Source organism: Kribbella albertanoniae (assembly GCF_004348455.1).
GTDB classification, from domain to species: domain Bacteria; phylum Actinomycetota; class Actinomycetes; order Propionibacteriales; family Kribbellaceae; genus Kribbella; species Kribbella albertanoniae.
In genome coordinates this window covers 1-21,996 of sequence record NZ_SMKA01000149.1, presented here as the reverse complement: position 1 = coordinate 21,996, position 21,996 = coordinate 1, and the positions used below count along the sequence as shown (strand labels likewise).

Annotated in this window: 18 protein-coding genes; 5 read left to right on the top strand and 13 right to left on the bottom strand. The window is 67.6% G+C overall.

The features are described from left to right. The 3 genes from E1261_RS27055 to E1261_RS27045 all read right to left on the bottom strand — a co-directional run. On the bottom strand, window positions 1–2,092 hold a 2,092-nt coding region (locus E1261_RS27055), incomplete at its 3' end, for a molybdopterin-dependent oxidoreductase (RefSeq protein ID WP_132411305.1). Between the two features lie 35 nt (window positions 2,093–2,127). Then, the gene (locus E1261_RS27050) at window positions 2,128–2,640 is read right to left on the bottom strand and encodes a nucleoside/nucleotide kinase family protein (RefSeq protein WP_132411303.1); all 513 of its coding nucleotides are present in this window, start codon (window positions 2,638–2,640) and stop codon (window positions 2,128–2,130) included. A gap of 30 nt (window positions 2,641–2,670) precedes the next feature. Then, a complete protein-coding gene (locus tag E1261_RS27045; protein ID WP_132411301.1) occupies window positions 2,671–3,345 on the bottom strand; it encodes a TetR/AcrR family transcriptional regulator in 675 nt (224 codons plus the stop codon). A gap of 77 nt (window positions 3,346–3,422) precedes the next feature. On the opposite strand from E1261_RS27045, the gene E1261_RS27040 reads away from it, so the two are divergent. The 3 genes from E1261_RS27040 to E1261_RS27030 are packed head-to-tail and all read left to right on the top strand — an operon-like array spanning window position 3,423 to window position 5,294. Continuing rightward, complete coding sequence (locus E1261_RS27040) at window positions 3,423–3,980, top strand: 2TM domain-containing protein (protein WP_132411299.1); 558 nt, start codon at window positions 3,423–3,425, stop codon at window positions 3,978–3,980. A 40-nt stretch (window positions 3,981–4,020) separates the two neighbouring features. Continuing rightward, complete coding sequence (locus E1261_RS27035; RefSeq protein WP_132411297.1) at window positions 4,021–4,638, top strand: Pr6Pr family membrane protein; 618 nt, start codon at window positions 4,021–4,023, stop codon at window positions 4,636–4,638. Window positions 4,639–4,649: 11 nt separating this feature from the next. Further along, on the top strand, window positions 4,650–5,294 hold the full coding sequence (locus tag E1261_RS27030; protein ID WP_238176446.1) for a class I SAM-dependent methyltransferase: 645 nt from the start codon (window positions 4,650–4,652) through the stop codon (window positions 5,292–5,294). 25 nt (window positions 5,295–5,319) lie between these two features. Here the strand turns inward: E1261_RS27030 and E1261_RS27025 are convergent, their stop codons facing one another. Beyond that, entirely contained in the window at window positions 5,320–5,943 is a 624-nt protein-coding gene (locus E1261_RS27025; protein ID WP_132411293.1) for a transglycosylase family protein, read from the bottom strand. Between the two features lie 263 nt (window positions 5,944–6,206). Further along, the gene (locus E1261_RS27020; protein WP_132411291.1) at window positions 6,207–6,743 is read right to left on the bottom strand and encodes a DUF5946 family protein; all 537 of its coding nucleotides are present in this window, start codon (window positions 6,741–6,743) and stop codon (window positions 6,207–6,209) included. Between the two features lie 136 nt (window positions 6,744–6,879). Between E1261_RS27020 and E1261_RS27015 the strand changes: the two genes are divergently transcribed. Further along, window positions 6,880–7,446 (top strand): response regulator transcription factor, encoded by a 567-nt coding sequence (locus E1261_RS27015; RefSeq protein WP_132411289.1) that lies wholly within the window; start codon window positions 6,880–6,882, stop codon window positions 7,444–7,446. On the opposite strand, the gene E1261_RS27010 is transcribed toward E1261_RS27015, so the two are convergent. The 6 genes from E1261_RS27010 to E1261_RS26985 form a co-directional block, all read right to left on the bottom strand. Then, complete coding sequence (locus E1261_RS27010; RefSeq protein WP_132411287.1) at window positions 7,425–9,131, bottom strand: ATP-binding cassette domain-containing protein; 1,707 nt, start codon at window positions 9,129–9,131, stop codon at window positions 7,425–7,427. The genes E1261_RS27015 and E1261_RS27010 overlap by 22 nt on opposite strands. Further along, the gene (locus E1261_RS27005; RefSeq protein WP_238176445.1) at window positions 9,128–10,762 is read right to left on the bottom strand and encodes an ABC transporter ATP-binding protein; all 1,635 of its coding nucleotides are present in this window, start codon (window positions 10,760–10,762) and stop codon (window positions 9,128–9,130) included. Before E1261_RS27005 ends, E1261_RS27010 begins: the two co-directional genes overlap by 4 nt. 14 nt (window positions 10,763–10,776) lie before the next feature. Beyond that, window positions 10,777–12,714 carry a prolyl oligopeptidase family serine peptidase gene (locus E1261_RS27000; RefSeq protein ID WP_132411283.1) on the bottom strand — a complete coding sequence of 646 codons (1,938 nt, stop codon included), beginning with the start codon at window positions 12,712–12,714 and terminating at the stop codon, window positions 10,777–10,779. A gap of 96 nt (window positions 12,715–12,810) precedes the next feature. Next, complete coding sequence (locus E1261_RS26995) at window positions 12,811–12,942, bottom strand: SapB/AmfS family lanthipeptide (protein ID WP_132411281.1); 132 nt, start codon at window positions 12,940–12,942, stop codon at window positions 12,811–12,813. Window positions 12,943–12,945: 3 nt separating this feature from the next. Continuing rightward, window positions 12,946–15,537 carry a class III lanthionine synthetase LanKC gene (gene lanKC, locus E1261_RS26990; RefSeq protein WP_132411279.1) on the bottom strand — a complete coding sequence of 864 codons (2,592 nt, stop codon included), beginning with the start codon at window positions 15,535–15,537 and terminating at the stop codon, window positions 12,946–12,948. Between the two features lie 257 nt (window positions 15,538–15,794). Then, window positions 15,795–18,320 carry a glycoside hydrolase family 20 zincin-like fold domain-containing protein gene (locus E1261_RS26985; protein WP_132411277.1) on the bottom strand — a complete coding sequence of 842 codons (2,526 nt, stop codon included), beginning with the start codon at window positions 18,318–18,320 and terminating at the stop codon, window positions 15,795–15,797. Window positions 18,321–18,433: 113 nt separating this feature from the next. Between E1261_RS26985 and E1261_RS26980 the strand changes: the two genes are divergently transcribed. Continuing rightward, the gene (locus E1261_RS26980) at window positions 18,434–19,951 is read left to right on the top strand and encodes an amidohydrolase family protein (protein ID WP_132411275.1); all 1,518 of its coding nucleotides are present in this window, start codon (window positions 18,434–18,436) and stop codon (window positions 19,949–19,951) included. A 512-nt stretch (window positions 19,952–20,463) separates the two neighbouring features. Here E1261_RS26980 and E1261_RS45445 read toward each other — a convergent pair. Both E1261_RS45445 and E1261_RS26975 read right to left on the bottom strand, forming a co-directional pair. Continuing rightward, window positions 20,464–20,631 (bottom strand): hypothetical protein, encoded by a 168-nt coding sequence (locus tag E1261_RS45445; RefSeq protein ID WP_165952670.1) that lies wholly within the window; start codon window positions 20,629–20,631, stop codon window positions 20,464–20,466. A gap of 368 nt (window positions 20,632–20,999) precedes the next feature. After that, complete coding sequence (locus tag E1261_RS26975) at window positions 21,000–21,863, bottom strand: acyltransferase domain-containing protein (protein WP_132411273.1); 864 nt, start codon at window positions 21,861–21,863, stop codon at window positions 21,000–21,002. Window positions 21,864–21,996: the final 133 nt, after the last annotated feature.

Below are 21,996 nucleotides of genomic sequence, written 5' to 3'. Positions count from 1 at the left end.
GGGTGGGGGTGATGGTGACTGGGATGCCGTTGATGGCTGCGGTGCCGGAGATGGGGTCGGTTAGGGCGGAATCCGTGAGGTCGTTGGCGGAGATGCCGGGGAGTTGGGTGGCGACCGCCAGGTGGACGCCGGGGCGGGTGTGGCCGAAGCCGTGCGGGAGGGAGACCACGCCGGGCATCATGTCGTTGCTGGAGGCAACTTCTACGGCGAGGGAGCCGGCGGTGGTGGTGATGGTGACGAGCTGGCCGGTGGTGAGGGAGCGGTCGGCCAGGTCGGTGGGGTGCATCAGCAGGTGGTGGCGGGGTTTGCCCTTCACCAGGCGGGCCGAGTTGTGCATCCAGGAGTTGTTGCTGCGTAGGTGCCGGCGGCCGATCAGGAGCAGTTCGCCCTCGGCGGTCGCTTGCAACGCGTCCAGCCGGGCGAGGTCGGCCAGGATCATCGGCTGGTCGAGGTTGATCCGTTTGTTCTTGTGGAACAGCGCTCCGGGCAACGCCGGTTGCAGCGGTCCGAGGTCGACCCCGCCGGGCGACTTCCGCAGTTTGCGCAGTGACAGCTTGTACGGGCCGATCCGCAGTCCCACGTCGACCACGCGTCGAGGCGCCAACCGCAGTCGCGCCTCGGTGACAAGACGTTTACGGCTCAGCGGCGTACGTCGTACCAGCGCGGTGCCGAGATCGCGGAAGATCTCCCAGTCGTGCCGAGCCTCGGCGGGCTTCGCCAGTACGGCGTCGTTCCAGCGGGCCGTGTTCCGCACCGCGAGGTTGTGGAAGATGACGTCGTAGTGATCGCGCTCGAGTGGCGGGGCCGGCGGGAGGATCACGTCGGCGTGCCGCGTGGTCTCGTTGATGTAGGGATCGATCGCGACCATGAATTCGAGCGACTCGAACGCCTCGTCGAGCTTCCGCCCGTCCGGGGTCGACAGCACCGGGTTGCCGGCGATCGTCACCATCGCCCGGATCTGCCCGTCGCCCGGTGTCAGGATCTCCTCGGCCATCACCGACACCGGCAGCTCGCCGCCGAACTCCGGCAACCCGCGAACCCGGCTCGACCACACCCCGAGATGCCCGCGGCCGAGGCCGATCAGCGCGTTCACCGCAGGCCGCGGGAACATCGTGCCGCCGGGCCGATCGAGGTTGCCGGTGATGATGTTCAGCACCTGGATCGCCCATTGGCACAGCGCTCCGAACTGCTGTGTCGACACCCCGACCCGCCCGTACACAGCGGCCCGCCCGGCGGTCGCGTACTCGGAGGCGATCCGCCGGATCACGTCAGCATCGATCCCCGTCAGCGTGGCCGCGCGCTCCGGCGTCCACTCCTCGACCGCGGCCTCCACGGCGGCCAGCCCATCGACGTACGGCGCTGGTCGTGCATGCCCGTCCGCGATCACCTGATGAATAAGCGCGAGCAGGAACGCCGCATCGGTCCCCGGCTTCACAAAATGGTGTTCGTCGACGACCGCTGCGGTCTCGGTCCGGCGCGGGTCGATCAGGACGACCTTGCCACCGCGCTTGCGCACCTCCTTGATCCGCCGCCCGAAACCAGGCGCGGTCATCATGCTCCCGTTCGACGCGAGCGGGTTCGCGCCGAGCATCAGCAGGTACGACGTCCGGTCGATATCGGGAACCGCGATCATCAGCTGATGCCCGTACAGCAGGTACGACGAGAGCATCTGCGGCAACTGGTCGATCGACGTGGCGCTGAACTTGCTCCGCGTTCGGAGCTGCCGGACCATCGTCGGCATGTGCGTCAGCGCGCCGAGGCTGTGCACGTTCGGGTTCCCGAGATAGACGCCGACCGAGTTCCGCCCGTGCTCGCGCTGGATCGCGGTCAGCTTGGTCACGATCAGTTCGTACGCCGCGTCCCACCCGATCTCCTGCCAGCCATCGGCAGTACGGCGTACTGGCGTGGTCAGCCGGTCCGGATCCTCCTGCAGGTCGCGGAGCGCAACCGCCTTCGGGCAGATGTGCCCACGGGACAACGGATCCGACTCGTCGCCCCGGATATCGGTGACCTGGCCGTCCTCGATCGTCACCAGGACGCCGCAGATCGCTTCACACAGGTTGCAGGAGGTCCGCCGTACCGTGGTCGCCATCCACTCAAACTACCCCTGGGTAGCCAAGCTCGCCATCACTCGAAGCGTGCCTCGTCGAGCCGGCCGAGGATCGCGTCGACGGTCTCGCCGGTGGACAGGTCGGAGTTGTCCAGCCACAGGCCGCGCCGCGGACTGAACGCGTGCAGCTCGTAGTCGAGCTCGTCGACCAGGTGATGTGAACCGCCGAGCCGCCCGGAGATGACATCGGGCCGCGGCGTCAGTACGACGAGGTAGCGCGGCCTGGTGCGGATCCCGTCGAGGAACTCGCGGAGCAGCTCACCGATCACGACATCCTGCAGGATGACGGTGAACCCGGCCTCGGCGTACGAGTCGGCGGCCTGGCAGGCGAGCCGGAAGCCGAGCTGCATCTGGCGTTGGGTCTCGGCCGGATCGTCGCGCATCGTGGCATGCCCGCTGACGATCATCCGACGGAACAGATTGCCGGGGATGTTGACGCCGTATTGGAACCGCTCGGCCAGCATCTGGGCGACCGCGGACTTCCCGGCCGCCATGATTCCGCTGACCACGATCACCCCAGCGGACTCCATGCTGGTGATGGTGCCACGCTGAGCAATGTTTTAGTCAGGTTTGTGGCGAACTTGTCGTTCCGTGGACGCGAAATCCTTGGTTTGTAAGGGCTTTTGGCCCAGCAGGGACTCGATGTGAAGGCGAAGCAGGCGACGTACCCGGGCCGGCGTGCTGCGCGCGGGCTGGATAACGGCATGCAGGGCAAGGCCGTCGAGCAAGGCATGCAAACGCTCGGTTTCGAGACGCAGGTCCAGCCCTTCGCGCAGTGCGCCCGCGTCGGACAGTGCGGTGAGCAACTCGGCGCACAGCTCGCGCAGGCCGTCGTTCGCGGTTTCGACGTTGGTGTGCAGGGTGCCGGCGCCGGTCTCGGCCTGGGCCTGGACCATGAAGGCGAGCCAGACATCGAACTCGGCCATCCGCTCGATATCGAGTGGAAGCACCTCTTCGAGGTACCGCAGGGCCACGGTGGTGGGGCTGCCCTTCGCGCCGCCGCGCGCGGTCAGTGCCGCGAACCGCTCGCCGACCCGGCGGACGACCAGGTCCATCGCGAACTGGAGCAGGCCCTCCTGGTCGGGGAAGTAGTAGCGCACCGCCCCGGCGGACCAGCCGGCCTCGGCGGCGACGGTGCGGACCGAGGCGGCGCGGATGCCGTCGCGGCGGACGACGCGCCACAGGGCCTGGGCGATCTCCTCGCGGCGGGCGTCGTGGTCGACGATCTTGGGCATGTGCCCTTTTTAGCACACCTGTGTTATCGTCGTTTCACAACACGGTCGTACTAAAACAATCGGAAGGGTGAATCCCTGTGCTGCTCGCTGTGATCGCCGCGTGTGAGATCGGCTTCTGGGTGCTGCTTGCCGCCGGTATGGCGACGCGCTATCTGCTGCGGAAGCCCCAGGCCGGGATGATCCTGCTGCTGATGGTTCCGCTGGTCGACGTGGTGATGCTGGTGGCCAGCGTGATCGATATCCACCGCGGTGGCGAGCCGTCGTTCAAGCACTCGCTCGCCGCGATCTTCGTCGGCGTCAGCGTCGGGTTCGGTCATCAAACGCTCAAGTGGGCCGACGGCTGGGCCGCGTACAAGTTCGCCGGTGCGCCGCGGCCGGTGAAGCCGCCGAAGGGCGCCCGGGAGCGGGCTCGGCGCGAGCGCGCCGGCTGGTTCCGGCACCTGCTCGCGTACGTCGTCGGTGTCGGCATCATGATCGCCCTCGGCCTGCTGTCCGGGCAGGGATGGGACGCCGTCACCGGCCCGGCGTGGGGCTGGACCGTGGCGCTCGTGATCGACGGGTTCGTCTCCTTCAGCTACACCTTCGACGGTGACTCCGAGGACGCGCCGGCGCCGAAGGAAAAGCAAGTCGTCTGACATCCCGGACCGGCCCGTCCGCTCGTCGTAGATTGCGGTCATGACGATGATCGGGCGGGTCTGGTCCTGGGTTACCGCGGCAGCCGTCCTGGCCGGCATCGTGATCCAGCTGTTCGTGACGGGGAATGCGACCGAGGGTTTCTTCTCGACCACCCCAGAGCGCGTCCTCAATGTCTTCGCCTTCTTCACGATCCAGTCGAACATCCTGCTCGGTGCGACCGTGCTGCTGGATCGCCGCAGCACGTTGTTCAAAACCCTGCGGCTGAACGGCGTTCTCTGTATCGCGGTGACCGGGATCGTCTACCACCTCGTGCTCGCCGGTCTGGACGAGCTGTCCGGCTGGGCCGCGGTCGCGAACTTCCTGCTCCACACGGCCACCCCGCTGCTCGGCGTACTGGGGTGGGCGTTGTTCGGTCCTCGCGGCAGGACGGATCTGCGGATCGCCGGCTGGTCGATCGTGTTCCCGCTGCTGTGGCTCGCGTTCACGCTGATCCGCGGTGAGTTCGTCGGCTTCTACCCCTACCCGTTCATCGATGTCAACGAGCACGGTTATGGACAGGTTCTGCTGAACTGTCTGCTCGTCGCGGTACTGTTCCTGGCTCTGGCGGCCGCGGCCACAGCGCTCGATCGCCGGCTCAAGAAAACCGTTGAAGGGTAAGGATCTTGCTGGTGACCTCTCGCTCGTACGCCGAGTACGAAGCGATGTTCGACCTGACCGAACTGCCTGCCTCCGTGCTCGACTGTTCGGCCGGTGGATCGAGTTTCACCGCCGAAGCCGCCGCGCGTGGCGTGGACGTGGTGGCCGTGGATCCGGCGTACGAGCTGACGATGCCGGAGCTCGTCGACACCGTCCGGCGGAGTCTGCCGGTCGGGAACGACATCGTGGAGGAGCACGAGGACAAGTTCGTCTGGCACTGGTACGGCGCTCCGGAGCGGCGGGACGAGATGCGTCTCGAGGCGGCCGACCGGTTCCTGCAGGACATCGGTGAGGCCCCGGATCGGTACGTCGCGGGCCGGCTGCCGGAATTGCCGTTCGAGGACGGGCGGTTCGAGCTGGCGTTGTGTTCACACCTGCTCTTCACCTGGGCCGACACGTTCGACCGGGACTGGCATCTGGCCGCGCTGCGCGAGCTGATCCGGGTGACCAGTGGCGAGGTCCGGGTGTTCCCGCTGGTGCTTCAGGGCACGGGCGAGCCGGTGGCGTTCCTGCCGGAGGTGCTGGACGAGCTCGCCGGCGTCCGCTGGGAGATCCGCAAGGTTCCCTACGAGTTCCAGGCGGGCGCCGACGAGATGCTCGTGATCACGCACTCCTGAGAGTGAACTACGGCAGACTGCCCTGTCAGGGCAGGAAGCGCCCGCAGACCGGCCACGGCTGGTTGCCGCGCTGGGCGTAGAGCTTCTTGGCCCGCATCAGCTGCTCGGCGGCCGAGGCCTTGGCCGGGCTACCGCTGCCGCCGACGCTGCGCCAGGTCTGCATGTCGAACTGGAAGAGGCCGAAGTACTTGCCGTTCGAGCTGACTGCGCGCGGGTTGCCGCTGGACTCGCAGTTGGCGACCTTGCGCCAGGCGGCACTCATGCTGACGTTGGTGCTGGTCGACGGGCGCTCGGCGGAGCGGGTGGTCCGCGTCTTGCGCACGGTCTGCTTCGAGACGGTCTTCTTCTTGGTCGTGGTGACCCGCTGCTTCGGCGCGGTGGCCTTCTTCACACCGTCGAGCGTCAGGGTCTGGCCGATCAGGATCAGATCGGGGTCCTTCAGGTTGTTGATCTTCGCCAGCTGGTGCCAGTCGGCACCGTTCGCCTGCGCGATCTCGGAGAGCGTGTCTCCGGCTTTCACCTTGTAGTCGGTCGCGAACGCCGCGCCGGTGGCAGCGACGGTGATCCCGGCGCCGAGACCGGCGACGGAGAGGGTCCGGACCACCCGGCGAGTACTTCGCCGGGGGCGCGCATGTCGGGCTTTGGACATCGGTAAGGCGCTCCTCGTGAGCTTGGGCATGGTGGAGGACACCAGCCCCCCAGGCAGGGGAGGGGGCACCCGGACAGGTAACGAAAGGGAGTCCGGATGATCACGTCCAGGTCACGACGCGATGTGAGTCATCCTGTGGGACTCTTCGCCACAGCGCAAGGCCAGATCGGAATCTGCCCCGATTTTTTCCGTCCCTTGACGTACCGAAAGCCCAACAACAGAACGGTTTCCGCCGATGATGTCTGGAGCTAAACCGATCGGTTTCAGCGCCGGAAATACCGCGCCGGAACGAGGTCGATCGTGAGTTCCCGGACCACCTCGCGGTCATTCTCAGGCCACGACGCCCAGACCTCGTCCGCCCAGGTCAGCATCGCCTTCTCGACCTCCTCCGGACCACCAGCGGCCAGTACGTCGGACGTCGTCAGCCGGCCGACCTCGGCGGGCGCGACGAGTTCGGGCCAGTCGTCGCACGAGTTCGCCATGATGCCGTGCGCGGTCCGGACGTCGAGGTTGCCGGACCCTCGTTCGAGGAACATGTAGAGGCCGTTCAAGGCGAAGACCGGGCCGATCCGCGGAGCGCCCACTCTCACATGCTGCGCGTGGTAGGCGTCCATGCGCAGTTGGTGCAGATAGCCGAGCTTCAGTTGGTGCTCGAGCTCGAAGCCGAGCAGGTCACCGGACGCCTTCAGGCAGGCCGCGGAGGCGTTGATCTTCGGGTTCTCCGGCCACGGCGTGGTCGGTAGCTCGGCGCGGCAACCGGGGCAACGGGTGGATTCGTGCGTGTCATCTCCGGACTTCACTCGTTGATGGAAACACGGGCACCGCCGTCCGGCAGCTGGTTTTCGCCGTTTGCGGGAGGCGGCTGGCCGGCAGATGAGGCGACGGACGTAATGGGGGCATGCGGTGATCCGAGTGGCTCTCGGCCATCGCGGCACAATGGTGCGAGGTGCACTGGCCGCGGTGCTGGCAAGCGAGAACGATATGGAGGTCGTGGCTGAGCTGGACCGCTCGGAGGACGTCCTCCAGGTGGCCGGCCGACGGCCACATGTCGTGCTGCTCGATCCACAGCTGCCCGGGCGGATCCGGATCGAGGAGCTGTGCCGCAAACTCACCGGCCGTGGGGTGCTGGTGCTGATCGATCACGAAGCGATCGCCGCGACGAGTCTCGCGCTGGTCAAGCAGGCACCGCGGATCGGCTTGATCGCGACCGACGCGACCACGGACCAGTTGGTCCAGGCTGTCCGCGACGTGGCGAAGGGGCTGCCAGTGGTCGACGTCCGGCTCGCGGTGGCGGCGTTGAAGGCCGGTGACAACCCGCTCACCGATCGCGAGTGCGAGGTGCTTCGGCAGGTCACCACGGGTGCGACCGCGCAGGAGGTGGCCCGGACGCTGAGTCTGAGCGCCGGCACGGTGCGGAACTACCTGTCCAGGATCCTCGCCAAGACCGGGGCGCGCAGCCGCATCGAGGCCATTCGGAAGGCTCAGGACGCCGGCTGGATCTGACTCGCCTGGAGTTGGCTGACGATCGGATCCCAGTTGCCGTGCAGATCGCGGTACAGGCTGGAGCTGCGCATCAGCCCTTGATGCGTGCCGAGTGCGGCCTGGTTGCCGTCCAGCACGAGGATCCTGCGGGCTCGCAGTGCGGAGCTGATCCGGTGCGCGATGACGACCAGCGTGCCGCCGCGTTGTGCGAAGGCGACCTCGGCCTGCCGCTCGGCCTCCGGGTCGAGGAAGCAGGTCGCTTCGTCCAGTACGACGAGTGGCGCGGGGGACAGGTAGGCGCGGACCAGCGCGAGCAACTGCCGCTCACCTGCGGAGAGATCGGCCGGTTTGACCACTGCGCCGAGCCCGCCGATGCGCTGGACCAGCGCGGTCGCGCCGATCGTGTCGATCGCGGCACGCAGCTCGTCGGTGGTCGCGTCCGGAAGTAGATAGGACAGGTTCTCCTCGACGGTGCCGCTGAAGACATAGGCCTCTTGGGGGATCAGCACGCGCGTCTCGGCCAGCCGCTCGGTGGTCACCTCGGTCGGCGGCACACCGCCGAGCAGCAACCGGCCGCCAGTCGGCGTCAGCATCCCGCAGATCAGCGCGGCCAAGGTCGACTTCCCGATCCCGCTCGGACCGACCACGGCCAGGTGGTCGCCCTCTGGAATGGTCAGGTCGAGACGATCGAGCACAGGCTCGGCCGCCGGTCCATACGCGAAGGTCAGCCGCTGGGCCTGTACCTGATAACCCTGTACGACGTCGATCGGCCGAACCGGGTTATCGGCCGTCCGGCCGACATCGAGGATCCGCCCGAGCGTGATCACGTACCGCAGGCCGCTGTCGCCCAGCGCGGCCATCACCTGGCCGAGTGCCGGCTGCAATCCGATCAGCACGTAAGTAAGGCCGCCGAGCAGCGTGCCGGTGCTCACGCCACGCCCGATCAGCCACGGGCCGGCCGCGAGCAGGATGAGCAGTGGCAGCCAACCGCCGACCGCGAAACACAGTGTGCGCAGCGCCGCGACCTTGGCCAGCGCACGCTCCGCTGATGCGTGGGCCTCGATCGGCTCGCCGACCAGGAACTCGGCGTACTCCTCGGTGCCGGTCGCGGTGATGTCGCGGACACCACCGAAGACCATCCCGGCCGAGGCGGCCAGGTCCTCGTCGGCCTGCAGAGAGGCACGCACCCGGTCGGCGGCCATCCCCAGCATGCCGAGCGACAACGCGAACCCGATCAGAAACGGCGGTACGACGAAGGCTGCGATCATCGGCGCCAGCGACAGCAGGCCGGCCAGCACCCCGAAGAGCGTGACCGCGAAGCTCCTCATCACCATGACCAGCCCGGCGTACGTGTCCCGGACGATCTCGACCTGCCGGTTCAGCCGGGCGACCGCGCTGTCGTCCCCGGTCCGCAGTGCGCCGGCCACAACTCGCCGTACCAGGTCGTCGCGGAGCGGCTCGACCAGATCGCCGAGCCGCGTGTACACCTGCCGCGCCCCCGCGGCACCCAACCCCGCGGCCGCGACAAGCCCGCCGAGCCACGCGATCCCTTGCCAGACGTGGCCGGCGAGGAAGCTGTCGGTGGCCCGCGCGACCGCGACCCCGTAGATCGCGGTCGGCAGGATCTCTGGCACCGACCACGCGACGAGCTTGACCGTCGCTCGCTTCCGCAACGATCGAGCGCCGTACCCGAGCTCCCGCTTCACCCGAAGACCGCCCGGTACGACGTGTCGTTCCAGAGGTCGGCGTGGGGGGCCACTGCGCGGACTCGGCCATGGTCGAGCCAGACCACGAGATCGGCGCGGGCGGCGGTGGCGGGGCGGTGCGTGACGATCAGGCGGGTCCGGTGGTGGCGGTCCTCGGTGAGGGTGCGGCCGATCTGCCGCTCGGTGGCGGTGTCGAGGCTCGAGGTGGCGTCGTCCAGCACGAGTAATCGGTTGGCCGGCCAGGCGCGGGCCAGGCCGAGTCGCTGCCGTTCTCCACCCGACATAGGGGCCTTGCGCAACGAAGTGAAGTAGCCGTCGGGAAGGCGGCTGACGAAGTCGTGGGCGTGGGTGGCCCGGGCTGCGGCCAGCGTACCGACCGGGCTGATCGCGTTGGGGGCGATCGATTCACCGATCGTCCGGCCGACCAGCTGGGGCCGCTCGAAGGCGCAGCCGACCGCGCGGCGCAACGCATGCCGGCTGACGGCCTGTAGCGGTACGCCGTCCAGTGAGACGTGCCCGGTCGACGGATCACGCAACCGCGCGGCGACCGCGGCGAGCACGGACTTGCCGGCGCCACTCGGGCCGACGACCGCGACCGTCAGGCCGCCCGGCAGATCCAGGCTCACATCGTTCAGCAGCACGTTGCCATCAGCAACGACGCTGACGTGGTCGAAGGTGAGGTGCCCGGATCCGATCGGCAACGGCAGCGAACCGTGCGGAACGTTGGCGATCGCAGCGACCTCGGCGGCCCGCTGAACACCGGCCTTGGCCCGCGCGATCTCACCGATCACGCCGGTCAGAGTCCCGAGGCCGGCGCCGAGTACGGCGTACTGGGAGGCGGCGAACAGCTCGCCCGCGGTGATGTGCCCAGCGACCAGTTGGATGCCACCGACCACCAGCACGGCAACCAGCACCAGCGGACCGACCACCGCGGCCTGCGCGCCGGAGCGGGCGAGAATGCGCCACGTGACGACACCTTGTTTGTGGAGCTCGGGCAGCAGACCGAGGATGCGTTGCTCCTCACGGCCTGTCGTCCCGGCCGCCGCGATCGTGCGGATGCCGGTCAGTGACTCGGACAACCGGGACGCGATCCTGCCCTGCGTCTCCTGGTAGGCCAGGCTCACGTCGGCCGTCCGCCGCGCGAACGCCAGCAGCACCAGGATCACCAGCAGCACACCAGCGAAGAACGCGGCCGCGAGCCAGGGACTGATCAGAGCGAGCAGCACCAGGCTGCCGACCGGGGGAGCGATCGCGGCGATCGCGGTCACGGCGGCAGGCCCGGCCTGTGCTGCATCGGTCGCGTTGGCGGAGACCCGGGTGACCAGATCGCCGGTCTCGAAACCGCGGCTCCCCTCGGGCCCACCACGGACGACCTGCCGCACCAGGCGATGCCGCAGCCAAGCAGTCGTCTCAGCGACACAGGCTGCGCCCGCGAAGGCATCGATCAGACTGGCCGCGATGCCGAGCCCGATGGCGGCCGCGGCGGCGATCAGCCATTGCGTGTAGCCCGTCCCGGCGACGATCGAGTCCACCGAGCGGCCGAGGATCGTCGGCAGGGCCAAGGTGACCGCGCTGCCGATCAGTGCGTTCAGTCCGATCAGTGGCAACCAGCCGCGGCCGCGTTTCGCCACTGAACCAAAGGTGATCATGATGAAAGCCGGAGACCGGTGTGGTCTGCCAGGAACGCGAGCATGTCAGCGGCCAGGCCGATGCCCTGACTCGCCGAACCACTGGCATGGCCGGCATGCGGATCCAGCCGGAACAGGACTGAGCCTTCACTGGCGGTCGCATGCTGTAGCGCTGCACACATCTTGCGCGAGTGCAGCGGGTCGACGCGAGTGTCGTTGCCGAACACCGTGAACAGCACGGCCGGATACTTCACGCCCTCGCTGACCCGGTGGTACGGCGAGTAGGACAAGAGGTTCTCGAACTGCGCAGGATCCTTGGCGGATCCGAACTCCGGCACCCAGCGCTCGCCCAGCCCGGACAGCTCGTAGCGCAACATGTCCGTGAGCGGTGCGGAGCAGACCGCTGCCGCGAACAGCTCCGGCCGCTGCGTCAAGGCGGCCGCAACGAGCAAGCCACCATTGGATTCGCCGCACAGCGACAACTGTTCGGCAGTCGTCCAACCGGTGGCGATCAAATGCTCGGCGGCCGCGATGAAGTCGTCGAAGACGTTCTGTTTCCGATCGAGAGTCCCGGCTTGGTGCGAGTCGATACCACCACGGGTGTTGGCCGTGACGAACACGCCGCCGGCCTCGACCCACGCGAGCGCGAACGCCGAGTACGTCGGAGTGAGCGTCTGCCCGAAACCGCCGTACCCGTAGAGGAGTGCTGGTCGTGGTCCGTGGATGCCGGGTTTGGCGGTCACGAGGAGCTGGATCTCGGTGCCGTCCGGGCTCGTGGTGACGAGCTGCTGTGACTCGGCTTCCGCAGCCACACCTGGGGGTTGCGACCAGAGCGTCGCGAGGCCGGTGGTGTGGTCGTAGCAGTAGACGGCCGACGGGGTGACGCTGTCGGTGTAACTGAACCAGGCCTGCGGTCCGCCGTCCGGCAGCGTGGTCAGCGAACCGACCGAACCGATGCCGGGCAACGCGACATCGCTGACGTGCGCACCGGTCTGCAGATCATGTACGGCGATTCCGGCCGGGCTCGCCAGCAGCAAAGCGCCATCGAGGATCGCCAAGCCGGTGAGCGGCGCATCCGGGGTGACGAGGTCTTGCCAGATCAGCGGATTGTTCGGGTCGCCGACGCAGATCTTGCCGGTCGGTGCGTCCTTGGTGGTGACCACGTAGAGACGACCGTCGGGGCCGACCGACATCACGGTCAGCGCGTCGATGCTTTGCTGGATCGGGCGCGGCGGCTCAGCGCTGTCGAGATCCTGCAGCCACAGGTCGTTCGCCCCGCCGCGGGCGGCGGAGATGGTCAGCCAGCGGCCGTCCGCGCTGAGCTCCAGCCCGTACGACGCCTCGGTCGACAGCACGATGGCGTCGTCGGCGACTTCCAGGTGGCGGCAGCGGACCTGGCGGAATCGCACGTAGTAGAAGGACTTCCCGTCCGGCAACCAGGCGACCGGGGCATACCGGCAGCCGTCGATCGGCTCGCCGATGAGCTCACCGGTGTCCACGTCGAGCAGGTGCAGGACGGACTGCTCGGTGCCACCGCGAGAGATCTGGAAGGCGACCAGCGAGCCGTCGGGTGCGGGCTGCCAGGCGTCCAAGGTGGTGAGACCGGATGGGTCGATCACCATCGGGTCGAGGATTGCGCGCCGGCCGTCGTACAGGACCGGGTGTTGTTGACCGGGGTCGCGGCGGAGCGTGAAACAGCGCCCGCCGTGCCACGACGGGGTGGAGACGGTGCCGACGTTCGAGAGGGCCTTCACCCGGTGACGGAACTGGTACCGGCCGGAGAGCGTGACTGCTTGGTTCAGCCAGAGCTCGTCCTGGGCCGCGAGCCAGCGCTTGGTCTCGGAGGACTCGGGGTCCTCCAGCCAGCGGTACGGATCCGCGATGGTGTGGCCGTGCACCTGCTCCACGAGCGGTAGCCGCTCGGCGCATGGATAGGACTGCACGGAATCGGGCAAAGGAGCTCCTTCCGCCGGATGTCGTCGGACAGGTTCGGCCCTGGGTGGGTATGCCGCCCACCCAGGGCCTCCGGAACCTGGTCACCCAGGATCCGATCAGTGGCAGAGCAGAAGGCTCAGGTTGCTCGGGCGACCCGACGCGCAGCCGAGCACGGTCAGCGTGGATCCGCCGCCGTGACCGCCACCGTAACCGGGGGTCTCGAGACCTTGAAGGTCGAGAAGTGCCATGTTCTACACCTCCTTCGATGTATCTAGTAGGGATGAAGACTCGGACCACTGGGGAGGTCCGAGGAACGGGAGGGATGTGGGCGCTGTGTGCAGCGCCGATCCCAGGGCCAGCAGGACGCCGGCCGATCCGGTGGCCAGATCCATCGACAGCCGAAGGAGCTGGTGACCGGGGAACGCGAGGCCACCTGCGTACGGCATCGCATGCCAGCCGAGTCCGGACACGAGGTCGTCGACCGTTGTCTGCTGCGCACCGAGTGAGGCTGCGGTGAGAAGCAGACCGGCGCGACCCATGAACAGACCGGGCTGGACGTAGAAGGAGCAGTGCGTCACCCGTTCGAGCTGCGCGAGCACCGCGGTCAGCTCGTCGCTCGGGCGATGCTTCAGGTAGCGCGCGAGAGCGAACGCGATCCCGGCCGAACCTTCTTCGAGGTACGGCAGGGTCCGCCAGCCCTGGTTGACCTGGAGCATGTCGCCGTCAGGTGAGGCCGAGCAGCGCCGCAGGTCCTGCCGGATCGCGATCTCGGCCAGATCGAGCAGGCCGGTGTCACCCAGCAGCTCGAACGCTTCGATGAAGAGCAGTGCCGGTCCGGACGAGCCGTACATCAGGCCGGCGTGCGGATACTGCCCGCCGCTGATCTCCGGTACGTCGGTCACGTCGCCGAGGCGGTCTGCGACCAGATCGAGCACCCGGACCGCCTTGGCTCGCAGCGCGGGCTCGGTGTCGAAGTGCAGGAGGCTGAGACCGATCCCGGCCAGTCCGGAGTGCAGCCCGAGCTCGCGGGTACTCCAGTCGTCGGCCAGAGTGCGCTCGACCAGGTCAAGAGCGTGCTGGCGATCACCGAGCTCGTCGAAGACATGGGCCACGCCGTGCAGGCCGTCGTACAGGCCTGGGCCGGCGGCGGTCGCCAGGCTTCGCTCGCGCAGCCACTCCTCGTACTGCTCGAAGCGGCCGGCGCCGGTCTTGGCCAGGGCGTAGAGGACGCCGGCGGCACCGCTCGCGAGGTCGATCCCGCCGCCACCGTGGAACTGTGCGATGTCGCCGGGGAACAGCCGGTCGGTGCGCTCGGGTGTTGCCGAGGCCACGATCGCCTTGGTCAGCGCGGCGCGGACCTCCGTCCACTCGGCCTTGCCGGGCAGCGCGAGCTCGGCCATCTCCGGATCGCTGGTGACATCGGGGCCGACGATGGTCCGGACGGCGCCGTCGATCGTTGCCCTCGGCACCGGGAAGGTTTCGGTGATCATGTCGGCGAGCTGGAACGCCTTGCCCCGATGGAGATTCAGCAGGATCGTCGTCTGCGGTGCGTAGACACCGAGCTCGATACAGGCCAGCGCGTAGCGGTCGACGTCGACACCTTGACGGTCCGGCGGTGCGGCGTACCCGGGGTGTGCCAGCATGGAGCGGGCCTTGTCCGCGGCGTTCGTCGCCACCTCGAAGTCGATCAGCACCATCCGGCCGTCGACGTCGAGCAGCACGTTGTCCGGATGCAGGTCGCAGAACACGACGCCGCGCTCGTGCAGCAGCGCCACCGCTTTGCCGACCTGCTCGACGGCGTGCGTAGCCCACTCGGCGAAGGCTGCCTTGTCGGCTTCGGTCGCATCCGGCTTGCTCAGCGGATACCGCCCGACCAGGTCGCGTTGCAGCGAGACCGAGTCGATGTGCTCCTGCACCAGGAAGTGGTGCTCGCCGAGCTCGAAGTGCTCGTAGGTCTTCGGGACGACGTCCAGGCCTTCGAGGCGTTGCAGGATCTCGTACTCGTGGGCGATCCGGGCGACTGCGTCCCGGCCGGCCAGGTCGAGACCCGCGTGCGGACGGCCTTCCTTGAGGACGACGCGGTCACCGGACTCCTTGTGGTGGCCGAGATACACGCCGCCGCCGTTGGAGAACTGGATGACGCTCTCGATCGTGTAAGCAAGCTCGTTGGTGGAGACCGCGTTGCGGGCCTCGAGATGCGGCTGCAGGAAGTCCGGCAGCGCGACCCACGGCGGCATGCTGAACGTCGGACCGCGATGATCCGGAACCAGCTGACCGTGCTCGTTCTCGAGAGCCAGCACGCGCTCGCCGCTCGGCGACAGACAGAAGCGGCTGACGAAGGCGCCGTACCGGACGAAGAGTGCACCGGTGCCGTAGCGCAGGTCGCTCAGGATGTACGGGCCCTGAACGCCGTCGAGGACGTCGTCGAGCTCCTTGAGGACCAGCTCCAGCTGCGCTTCGTCGGTCGGGTAGATCGTGACCAGCTTGCCGCTGGATCCGCGCGGTGCGGCCTTCGAGTTCGCCATCACCAGCACGGCTTCGTTGCGCAGGAACTTGAACGCGATGCCGCGGGGGACGCAGTACTCCCACACTGCCTCGAGCGTCCGGATCACATCGTCGAGCCGGGCCGAGACGTGAATCTTCCAGCCCTGCTGCGGCAACTGCAGACCCTCGGGTGCGTAGTGCATCCAGGTCTCGCCGGGGACGTGCTGCCAGCCTTCAGGCACTGGCCTGGTGGCCGGCTCGAAGTCCGGATGCTCCACACCGCGCTGGGTCGGTGTGTCGTAGAACGTACGGTCTGCCAAGCAGTAGAACTCGTAACTCTCTGGCGCTTCGTGACGCATAACCGATCAACCCCCTCTCGCGGTGCACCGCAATCTTGGGCGGCGTGAGAGGGGGCGGCGTAGTGCACGATGTCATCACTCTGGTGTGAAGAATCCACACACTACGAGTGGGTAAATAAACACTCTTTGTTACCTGCTCGCGCGTTCTGAGCGTGGATCCGGCTGTTACAAGATGTCAATTCGTGGCAGTGAGGTCACAACGCGTAACTTCACCCGGAATGCCTCGTCCTGCCTGTTTCATACGCTCGTGTCAGGGATCAGTTCCAGTTGTCCTGCTGGGGAGTGTCCGCCGGCGACGACCACCAGTGATGCCTCGGTAGCCCGGCGCCGGGGGCGAACACATGGAGTTCAGCATCGAACCGGAAGCCGTCGGGGTCGCCGGTTGGCGTGATCTGCGTGCCCGGGGTGACGGCGGTCAGATCCTTCAGTACGGCGGCGCCCGTGCTCGGCACGCGGATCCGCACCAGGTGCTGGTCGGAGGAGCGTCGTACAAAGATGACTGGGTTGCCTGCCGCGTCCGCGTAGCCTGCCGGACTGCCTACGGCGCTGGTGCCCGTCTCGGTGGTCAGGTCGCGGCTGGTGGGCCGGTCGCCGTCCAGGTCGAGAGTCCACAGCCGGATCCGGCCGTCGGGTTCGGTGAAGGTGAGGTACTGGCGGGCGGTGAGGATAGTCCCGTTCGCTCGTGTCCCGGAGGTGGTCCAGCCGGCGATCTTCGTGTTCTCGGCGACCGGAATACCCAGATCGACGCGCTGGACGTGTTTGGCGTCTGTCGGCTGCCACCACCAGCGCTGCAGGTTTCCGTTGGTTCCACGGGCGTAGACGATCTGGGTCCGCCCCCAGGCGAACGCGACCGGCGTACCGGTGATCTTGCCGCCCCAGCGATCGCCATGGATCTTGGCATCGCCTGGTGAGTACCAGAGGTGGCTGAGGTTGCCGTCGGTGTCCGCACCGAACACGTGCCGCTCAGAGCCGTACGGGAACCCGGCCAGGTCGCCACCGAAGTTGAAGGTGCCATAGCCGTTGCCGGCCGCCGCGGCAGACCAGTCCCCGGTCTTCCAGCCAGTGCCACTCAGGTACGACGTCTCGCGGACGGTGCCGGTCGGTGTGCGGGTGAAGACGCTCAGGCGGTTGTCGGGGTTGGCGAACACGAGTGGGCGGCCGGTGATCGAGTTGGCCGGCAGCAGGTCCTCACCGACCTGTCCTTGCGTGGATGACCAGAAGGAATGCCGCAGGGCGCCGGTAGGGGAGGTGGTGAAGAGCTGCTGCGACTGCTGGTACCGGACTGCCGGTCCGCTGGGGGCGGCGCCGAGACCGACATCTCCGAAGCGAGGTGTGTCGAGGATGCCGGGTGCGCGGCCTACTGCGTTGATGGCCGGCAGCGCATCGGCGTACTTGGTGGCGACTGGCGTCGTACCCCAGGCCTTCTGGGCGAGTGAACGCAGCCTGGGGCTCAGGTCGCGCTCCAGTCGACCGGCGTCGTACACCTTCCCGTTTGTCCAGACGCAGAACTGCAGACCGGCCAGGTGTGGGTCAGCTGCGCCGCCTGGCAGTTTCAGACCGCCATCGAAGGTGCCCGCGTCGAACGTGTCCCAGATCCGCTCCGGCGGGTTGACGTCGGAGGCGAGGTCGAAGTACAGGTAGCTGCGGTTGGAGTTGATCAGCTGGTTGCCGTTGGCCGCGTGCTGTGCCGGTGTGAGGCCGTAGTTGATCCAGTGCATCATCACTAGGTTGCTGTCCGGCACGACCTTGGTGGCGGGGGTGATGTCGTCGGACCACATGCGCGCCGTCTTGCCGAGGTTGCGCACCACACCGTTGGTCTTGTTCATGTACGCGCGGAACGCGTCCTGGACAGCACCCGGCTCGCTGTAGGTCGCCATGGCGCGCTGGTACAGCCCGGGGAAGTTGCTGGCGGTCACCTTGTCCGCACGAATGCTCCAGTGCGGCCACTCGTCGCCGCCGACGTTGAAGGTGTCGGACGGGAAGCGGCGGACATGGCGGTCCACCTCCGCGTTCGCCCAGGACACCCCGGCTGCGTTGGTCACATCCAGGCTGATGTCGTCCGTCACGCCGGCTCCGTCGACCAGCCGGTACTGCGCCGGGATGTAGCCGGTGCCGAACTTGGGAGAGTTCACCCAGCCGATGAGCTTGACGTGGCGCCGCTGGGCAAGCTGCTGGACCGCAGCGATGTCGGCGTCGGTCATGTTGAAGCTGTTGAGGGTCAGCTCGTTCAGCTTCAGGTAGCTCATGTCGCGCAGCATGTTGTCCAGCCACGACACCGGCATCCGCGCCACACTCAGCAGCAGACCGCGGGAGGGGTACCGCGGCGAGTCAGTGATGACACCGGCCGGCAGGGTCGTTTTCTGCTTCAGGAGCTGCAGTACGGTCCGGGTGCCCCAGTAGACCCCGACTGCGGTCTTGGCGGTGACCGTGGCGGTCTGCCCGAGCTCCACGCGGTACGCCTCGTCTCCGGTCGCGTTCGGGTCGAGTCGCAGTACGACGTCGCCCGGAGCGCTCGGTCCGTCCGCCACGACTGGCGCCGTACCGAAGAGGTAGGAGAGGTCATCGGCGAACGTGTCGGCATCGGCACGCAGTTCGGCGCTCTCTACTACTAGGCGCGAGGTGCTCGTCCACTGGAACTCGCCACTCGTTGCTGGCTGCCAGGACCGCACTGCCGGCAGTACTGCGGGCAGCGGTGTGGCTGCGCTGGCCGGACTGCTGGCTGGCGCGACCAGTGCGGTCAGTAGGACCAGGAGTGCTACGGCACTTCGCAGAAACGCAGACATGTCTGCAGTATCTGACCGCTTCAGTCGCGTTCGCAGCCCCTTCGATCTCGGTCGAACCCCAGGCTTGCACAAACGTCTTGCACAAACGTCTGACAGCGCCTAGCGTGCTTCGCATGACTCGACAGGTGGCGCGGCGAAGTGTTCTCGTTGGTGGGTTGGCGGCTGGCTTGGGTGTTTCGCCGGAGCTAGCCTCGGCCGGGCAGGCCGCGCTGGCGCTGACTCACGTGACCGTCATCGACCCCGAGCGGGAGCGGCCACAGCGGGACATGACCGTGCTGCTGTCCGGCACCCGGATCACGGCGGTCGGGCCTGCCCACGGGGTGCGGATCAAGCCGGGGACGCGGGTGGTCGACCTGACCGGCAAGTACCTGATCCCGGGGCTCGCTGACATGCACGCGCACAGCATCGGCTCGGAGCGGATCTCGCCGCCGCTGTATGCCCTCAACGGGGTGACGACCGTCCGCGAGATGGCGTCCTCGTCGGTCGTCAGTGGGTGGCGCGCCCAGATCGAGCGTGGTGAGTTGCTCGGACCGAAGTGGATCATCGCCGGCCCGATCGTCGACGGTCGCCCGTCACTTCTCGTTGGCGACGGCGAGGAGTCCGACGGGATCATCCAGGTGTCTACAGCTGCAGAGGGCAGGGACGCCGTACGCCGATCCAAGGCGGCGGGCGCGGACTTCGTGAAGCTGTACTCGCGGGTCCCGGAGGATGCCTACTTCGCAATCGTCGACGAAGCCCGCCGACTGCGGATCCCGGTCGCCGGCCACAGTCCTGACCGAGTCCCGGTCGAGGCCGTGATCGCCACCGGGCACCGCAGCATCGAGCACCTGCACACGCTGCCGCTGTCCACCTCGAGCCGGCCGGCCGACGTACGGCGGGCGATCGCGGCCATCAAGGTGAACCCGGGCGACTACAACGGGTGGTTCCGGCAGATCCACCCGATCGAATGGCTGGTCGCGCAGCATCCGAGTGCAGCGCGGCGCGAAGCGGTCTTTGAGCAGATGATCCGGCGGGGCACCAGGTCGGTGCCGACGGTGATCATGCATCAGCTGCTGGACATGCCGGAGTCAGCGATCCTGGACGACGACCGGCTGCGGTACGTGCCGACGGGGACCCGGGAATTCTGGAAGTACATTCTCGAGGAGTTCTACATCAAAGGGCGGAGCGCGGAGGAGAAGGCGCAGCAGCGGGAGCTCTACTCTCGGCGTCTGGAGTTTGTGCAGGCGATGCAGCGTGCAGGTGTCCGGCTGCTGGCCGGGAGTGAGGCGGGCCTGGTCTACGCCTACCCCGGCTTCAGTCTTCACGACGAACTCGCCGAGCTGGTCCGGGCAGGACTGACGCCACTGCAGTCGTTGCGCACGGCAACGACTGAGCCGGCTGCCTTCCTCGGTACCCGCACCGGCAGTATTCGCTCCGGCCGTACGGCGGACCTGGTGGTCCTGGACGCGAACCCGCTGACCGACATCCGCAACACCACGAAGATCCACGCAGTCGTGATCAACGGCCGCCTCATCGACACCGCCGAACGCCGCCGCCTCCTGTCCAACGTCGAGTCAGCCGCCGCCGAGCCGGAATCAACCCAGCCAACAGCAGCCCAAGGCTGCATCTGCCACATGCCCCGCCACCCCTAGGCCTCGCCTCCGACCTTTGGGCGCGGTGGGGGGTGGGGGGCCCGTACGACGTTGGGCACGGCTCGACCATCCCATAGGGCCGGTCGTGGTTGGTGGGTGCCCAAGGTGAGGCGGCGTCCGCCACGTTGGGCACGGTTCGACCACTTCCACCGGCAACTCGTGGTTGGTGCGTGCCCAAGGTGCTGCGGTACGACGTTGGGCACGGTTCGGCCGTTGGGCTGGGCGCGGGTTGGTTGGCGGGGTGCGTGCCGGTGAAGTGAACGGCCCGCACTGATCAACTCGCGCGAGGGTTGGAGCCCCGCGCCTGGAGCCGGGGTGGGGCGCTCCATGGGGGTGGTTGGTCAGTGGCTGGGGTTCACTCCGGCCGCCCCAGCCACTCGGCATCAGCGCCGTGTGCGAACCCCCAGGCCATCACAACTGCATGTGAGCATCTGCGTTCAGGCGTGCCCGGGTCCGGAGACCCCAGTTGTGATGGCCCTGGCGTCCGGAGCTGGGCCGGTGCGGGGTAGGTGCTAATGGATGATGGCGTCGCTGCAGCCGTGCCAGAGGACGGCCTGGTTGTTGTCGATGCCACCGATGGTGCCGACCGCGTCGGGCTCCGGTCCGGTGACCGGGTTGCGGTCCGGCAGCGTGGCGATCCGGGTGGGCTTCGGGAACTTCCATCGCGTCGTACCGTTCAACCCCTCCCCAAGACCGGCGGCATCCCGGTCCCGACCACAACGTCCGAAGATTCGGAGGGCGTGGTCGGCGTGTTTTCGGACGTTAGGGGGTGAGGTTGCGGGGGCGGCAACTCTTCGTCGCTATCCGTGAAAGAGGACCGACTGACGCGCGACCGGACCGCCCTCGGGGAACCGAGATCGTCGTCCAGCGCGACCTTGAGCACCCATCAACCACGCGAGGCCCGCCGAAACGATCGAACCGTGCTCAAGGTCGCCCGGCCGGCTCGCCTTGAGCACTCCTCAACCACCTTCCGGACGCGCAGATGGTTGACCCGTGCTCAACGTCGTACCGGCTCATGCGCGGGCCGGCACGAGCAAGCGAGTTGTAGCTAGTGGTTGGTGAACTTGCCGGTTTGGTTGTACCAGTGGCCGCCATGGCGCAGGTGAGTGACGATGGCGCGTTCGAGGGTGGTGCGTTGGGGGAGTTCGTCCAGGAGCGCAGCCGGTACGTCGGGTCCGTCGAACCGACGGTGGAAGACGTGCTCGAGCGGAGCCCAGTCGGCGGTTGTGCGGTCGGTGAAGCTGGTGAACCGGCGCTGGAATCGGATGATGTTCGAAGACGGTGGAAGGTACTGCGCCAGCTGCGTGTCCATCAGCCAGGAGTGGCACGCGAACCCGGCGAGCTGCTCGGGGAACTGCGCAACTACCTCAGCAGCACGGACGAATGAGGCGTCACAGGCAGCGTCGGTCAACGGATCGGTGCTGCTCGGAACGTGTGTGTTCAGGTAGCCGCTCAGATCCCGTTCGAAGGCCAGGCGACCGAGCCGGAACCCGACTCCGCTGAACACCAAAGGCAGACCCCAAGTGGCGTCCAGTCCGGCCCGGCCAGTCAGCCGGCGCGACGATGCGAGCTCCTCGCCAAGTGCACTGAGCGAATCCCACGACTCGTCGTCACTGAGCCCGATGGCCGAGTGGTACTCGCGCACCTGTGGAACCACAGCCAGGAACGCCCAGACAAACACGTGCCGTCCCACAGACCCCGTCTCGTCGGGCAAGGGCGCCCAGGCCGGATTGCCGGGCAGACGCCGGCCCAGTTGCTCGAGCAGTTGCCGGTGGGAGCGGGTCAGCACTTGCCACAGTTGGGGATGGAGAGCTGGATCGGGTCGTGCAGCCAGCAGCGAATCCCGGTCGACCTGCTCGATTGCCAGCCTGCCGCACAGGTCGTCTGCGACCTCATTGCTAGGCAACAACATTCCGCCTCCCTCGTTCGAGAGCCTTCGCAGGCTCATCTCGACGGGGGGCTCCTCGGGGTTTCCCTCCAAGAAGCTAACAGCTCACACCGGGTAGGTGGTTACTTCGGTGGCTTTTAGGGTGGCGTGTAGGGGG

Bases quoted from the DNA above. Each gene is read 5' to 3' on its own strand.
- lanKC (WP_132411279.1), bottom strand. From the start codon at position 15,537: ATGCGTCACGAAGCGCCAGAGAGTTACGAGTTCTACTGCTTGGCAGAC.
- E1261_RS26995 (WP_132411281.1), bottom strand. From the start codon at position 12,942: ATGGCACTTCTCGACCTTCAAGGTCTCGAGACCCCCGGTTACGGTGGC.
- E1261_RS26985 (WP_132411277.1), bottom strand. From the start codon at position 18,320: ATGTCTGCGTTTCTGCGAAGTGCCGTAGCACTCCTGGTCCTACTGACC.
- E1261_RS27035 (WP_132411297.1), top strand. From the start codon at position 4,021: ATGACGATGATCGGGCGGGTCTGGTCCTGGGTTACCGCGGCAGCCGTC.
- E1261_RS26980 (WP_132411275.1), top strand. From the start codon at position 18,434: ATGACTCGACAGGTGGCGCGGCGAAGTGTTCTCGTTGGTGGGTTGGCG.
- E1261_RS27045 (WP_132411301.1), bottom strand. From the start codon at position 3,345: ATGCCCAAGATCGTCGACCACGACGCCCGCCGCGAGGAGATCGCCCAG.
- E1261_RS27050 (WP_132411303.1), bottom strand. From the start codon at position 2,640: ATGGAGTCCGCTGGGGTGATCGTGGTCAGCGGAATCATGGCGGCCGGG.
- E1261_RS27015 (WP_132411289.1), top strand. From the start codon at position 6,880: ATGGTGCGAGGTGCACTGGCCGCGGTGCTGGCAAGCGAGAACGATATG.
- E1261_RS27025 (WP_132411293.1), bottom strand. From the start codon at position 5,943: ATGTCCAAAGCCCGACATGCGCGCCCCCGGCGAAGTACTCGCCGGGTG.
- E1261_RS26975 (WP_132411273.1), bottom strand. From the start codon at position 21,863: ATGTTGTTGCCTAGCAATGAGGTCGCAGACGACCTGTGCGGCAGGCTG.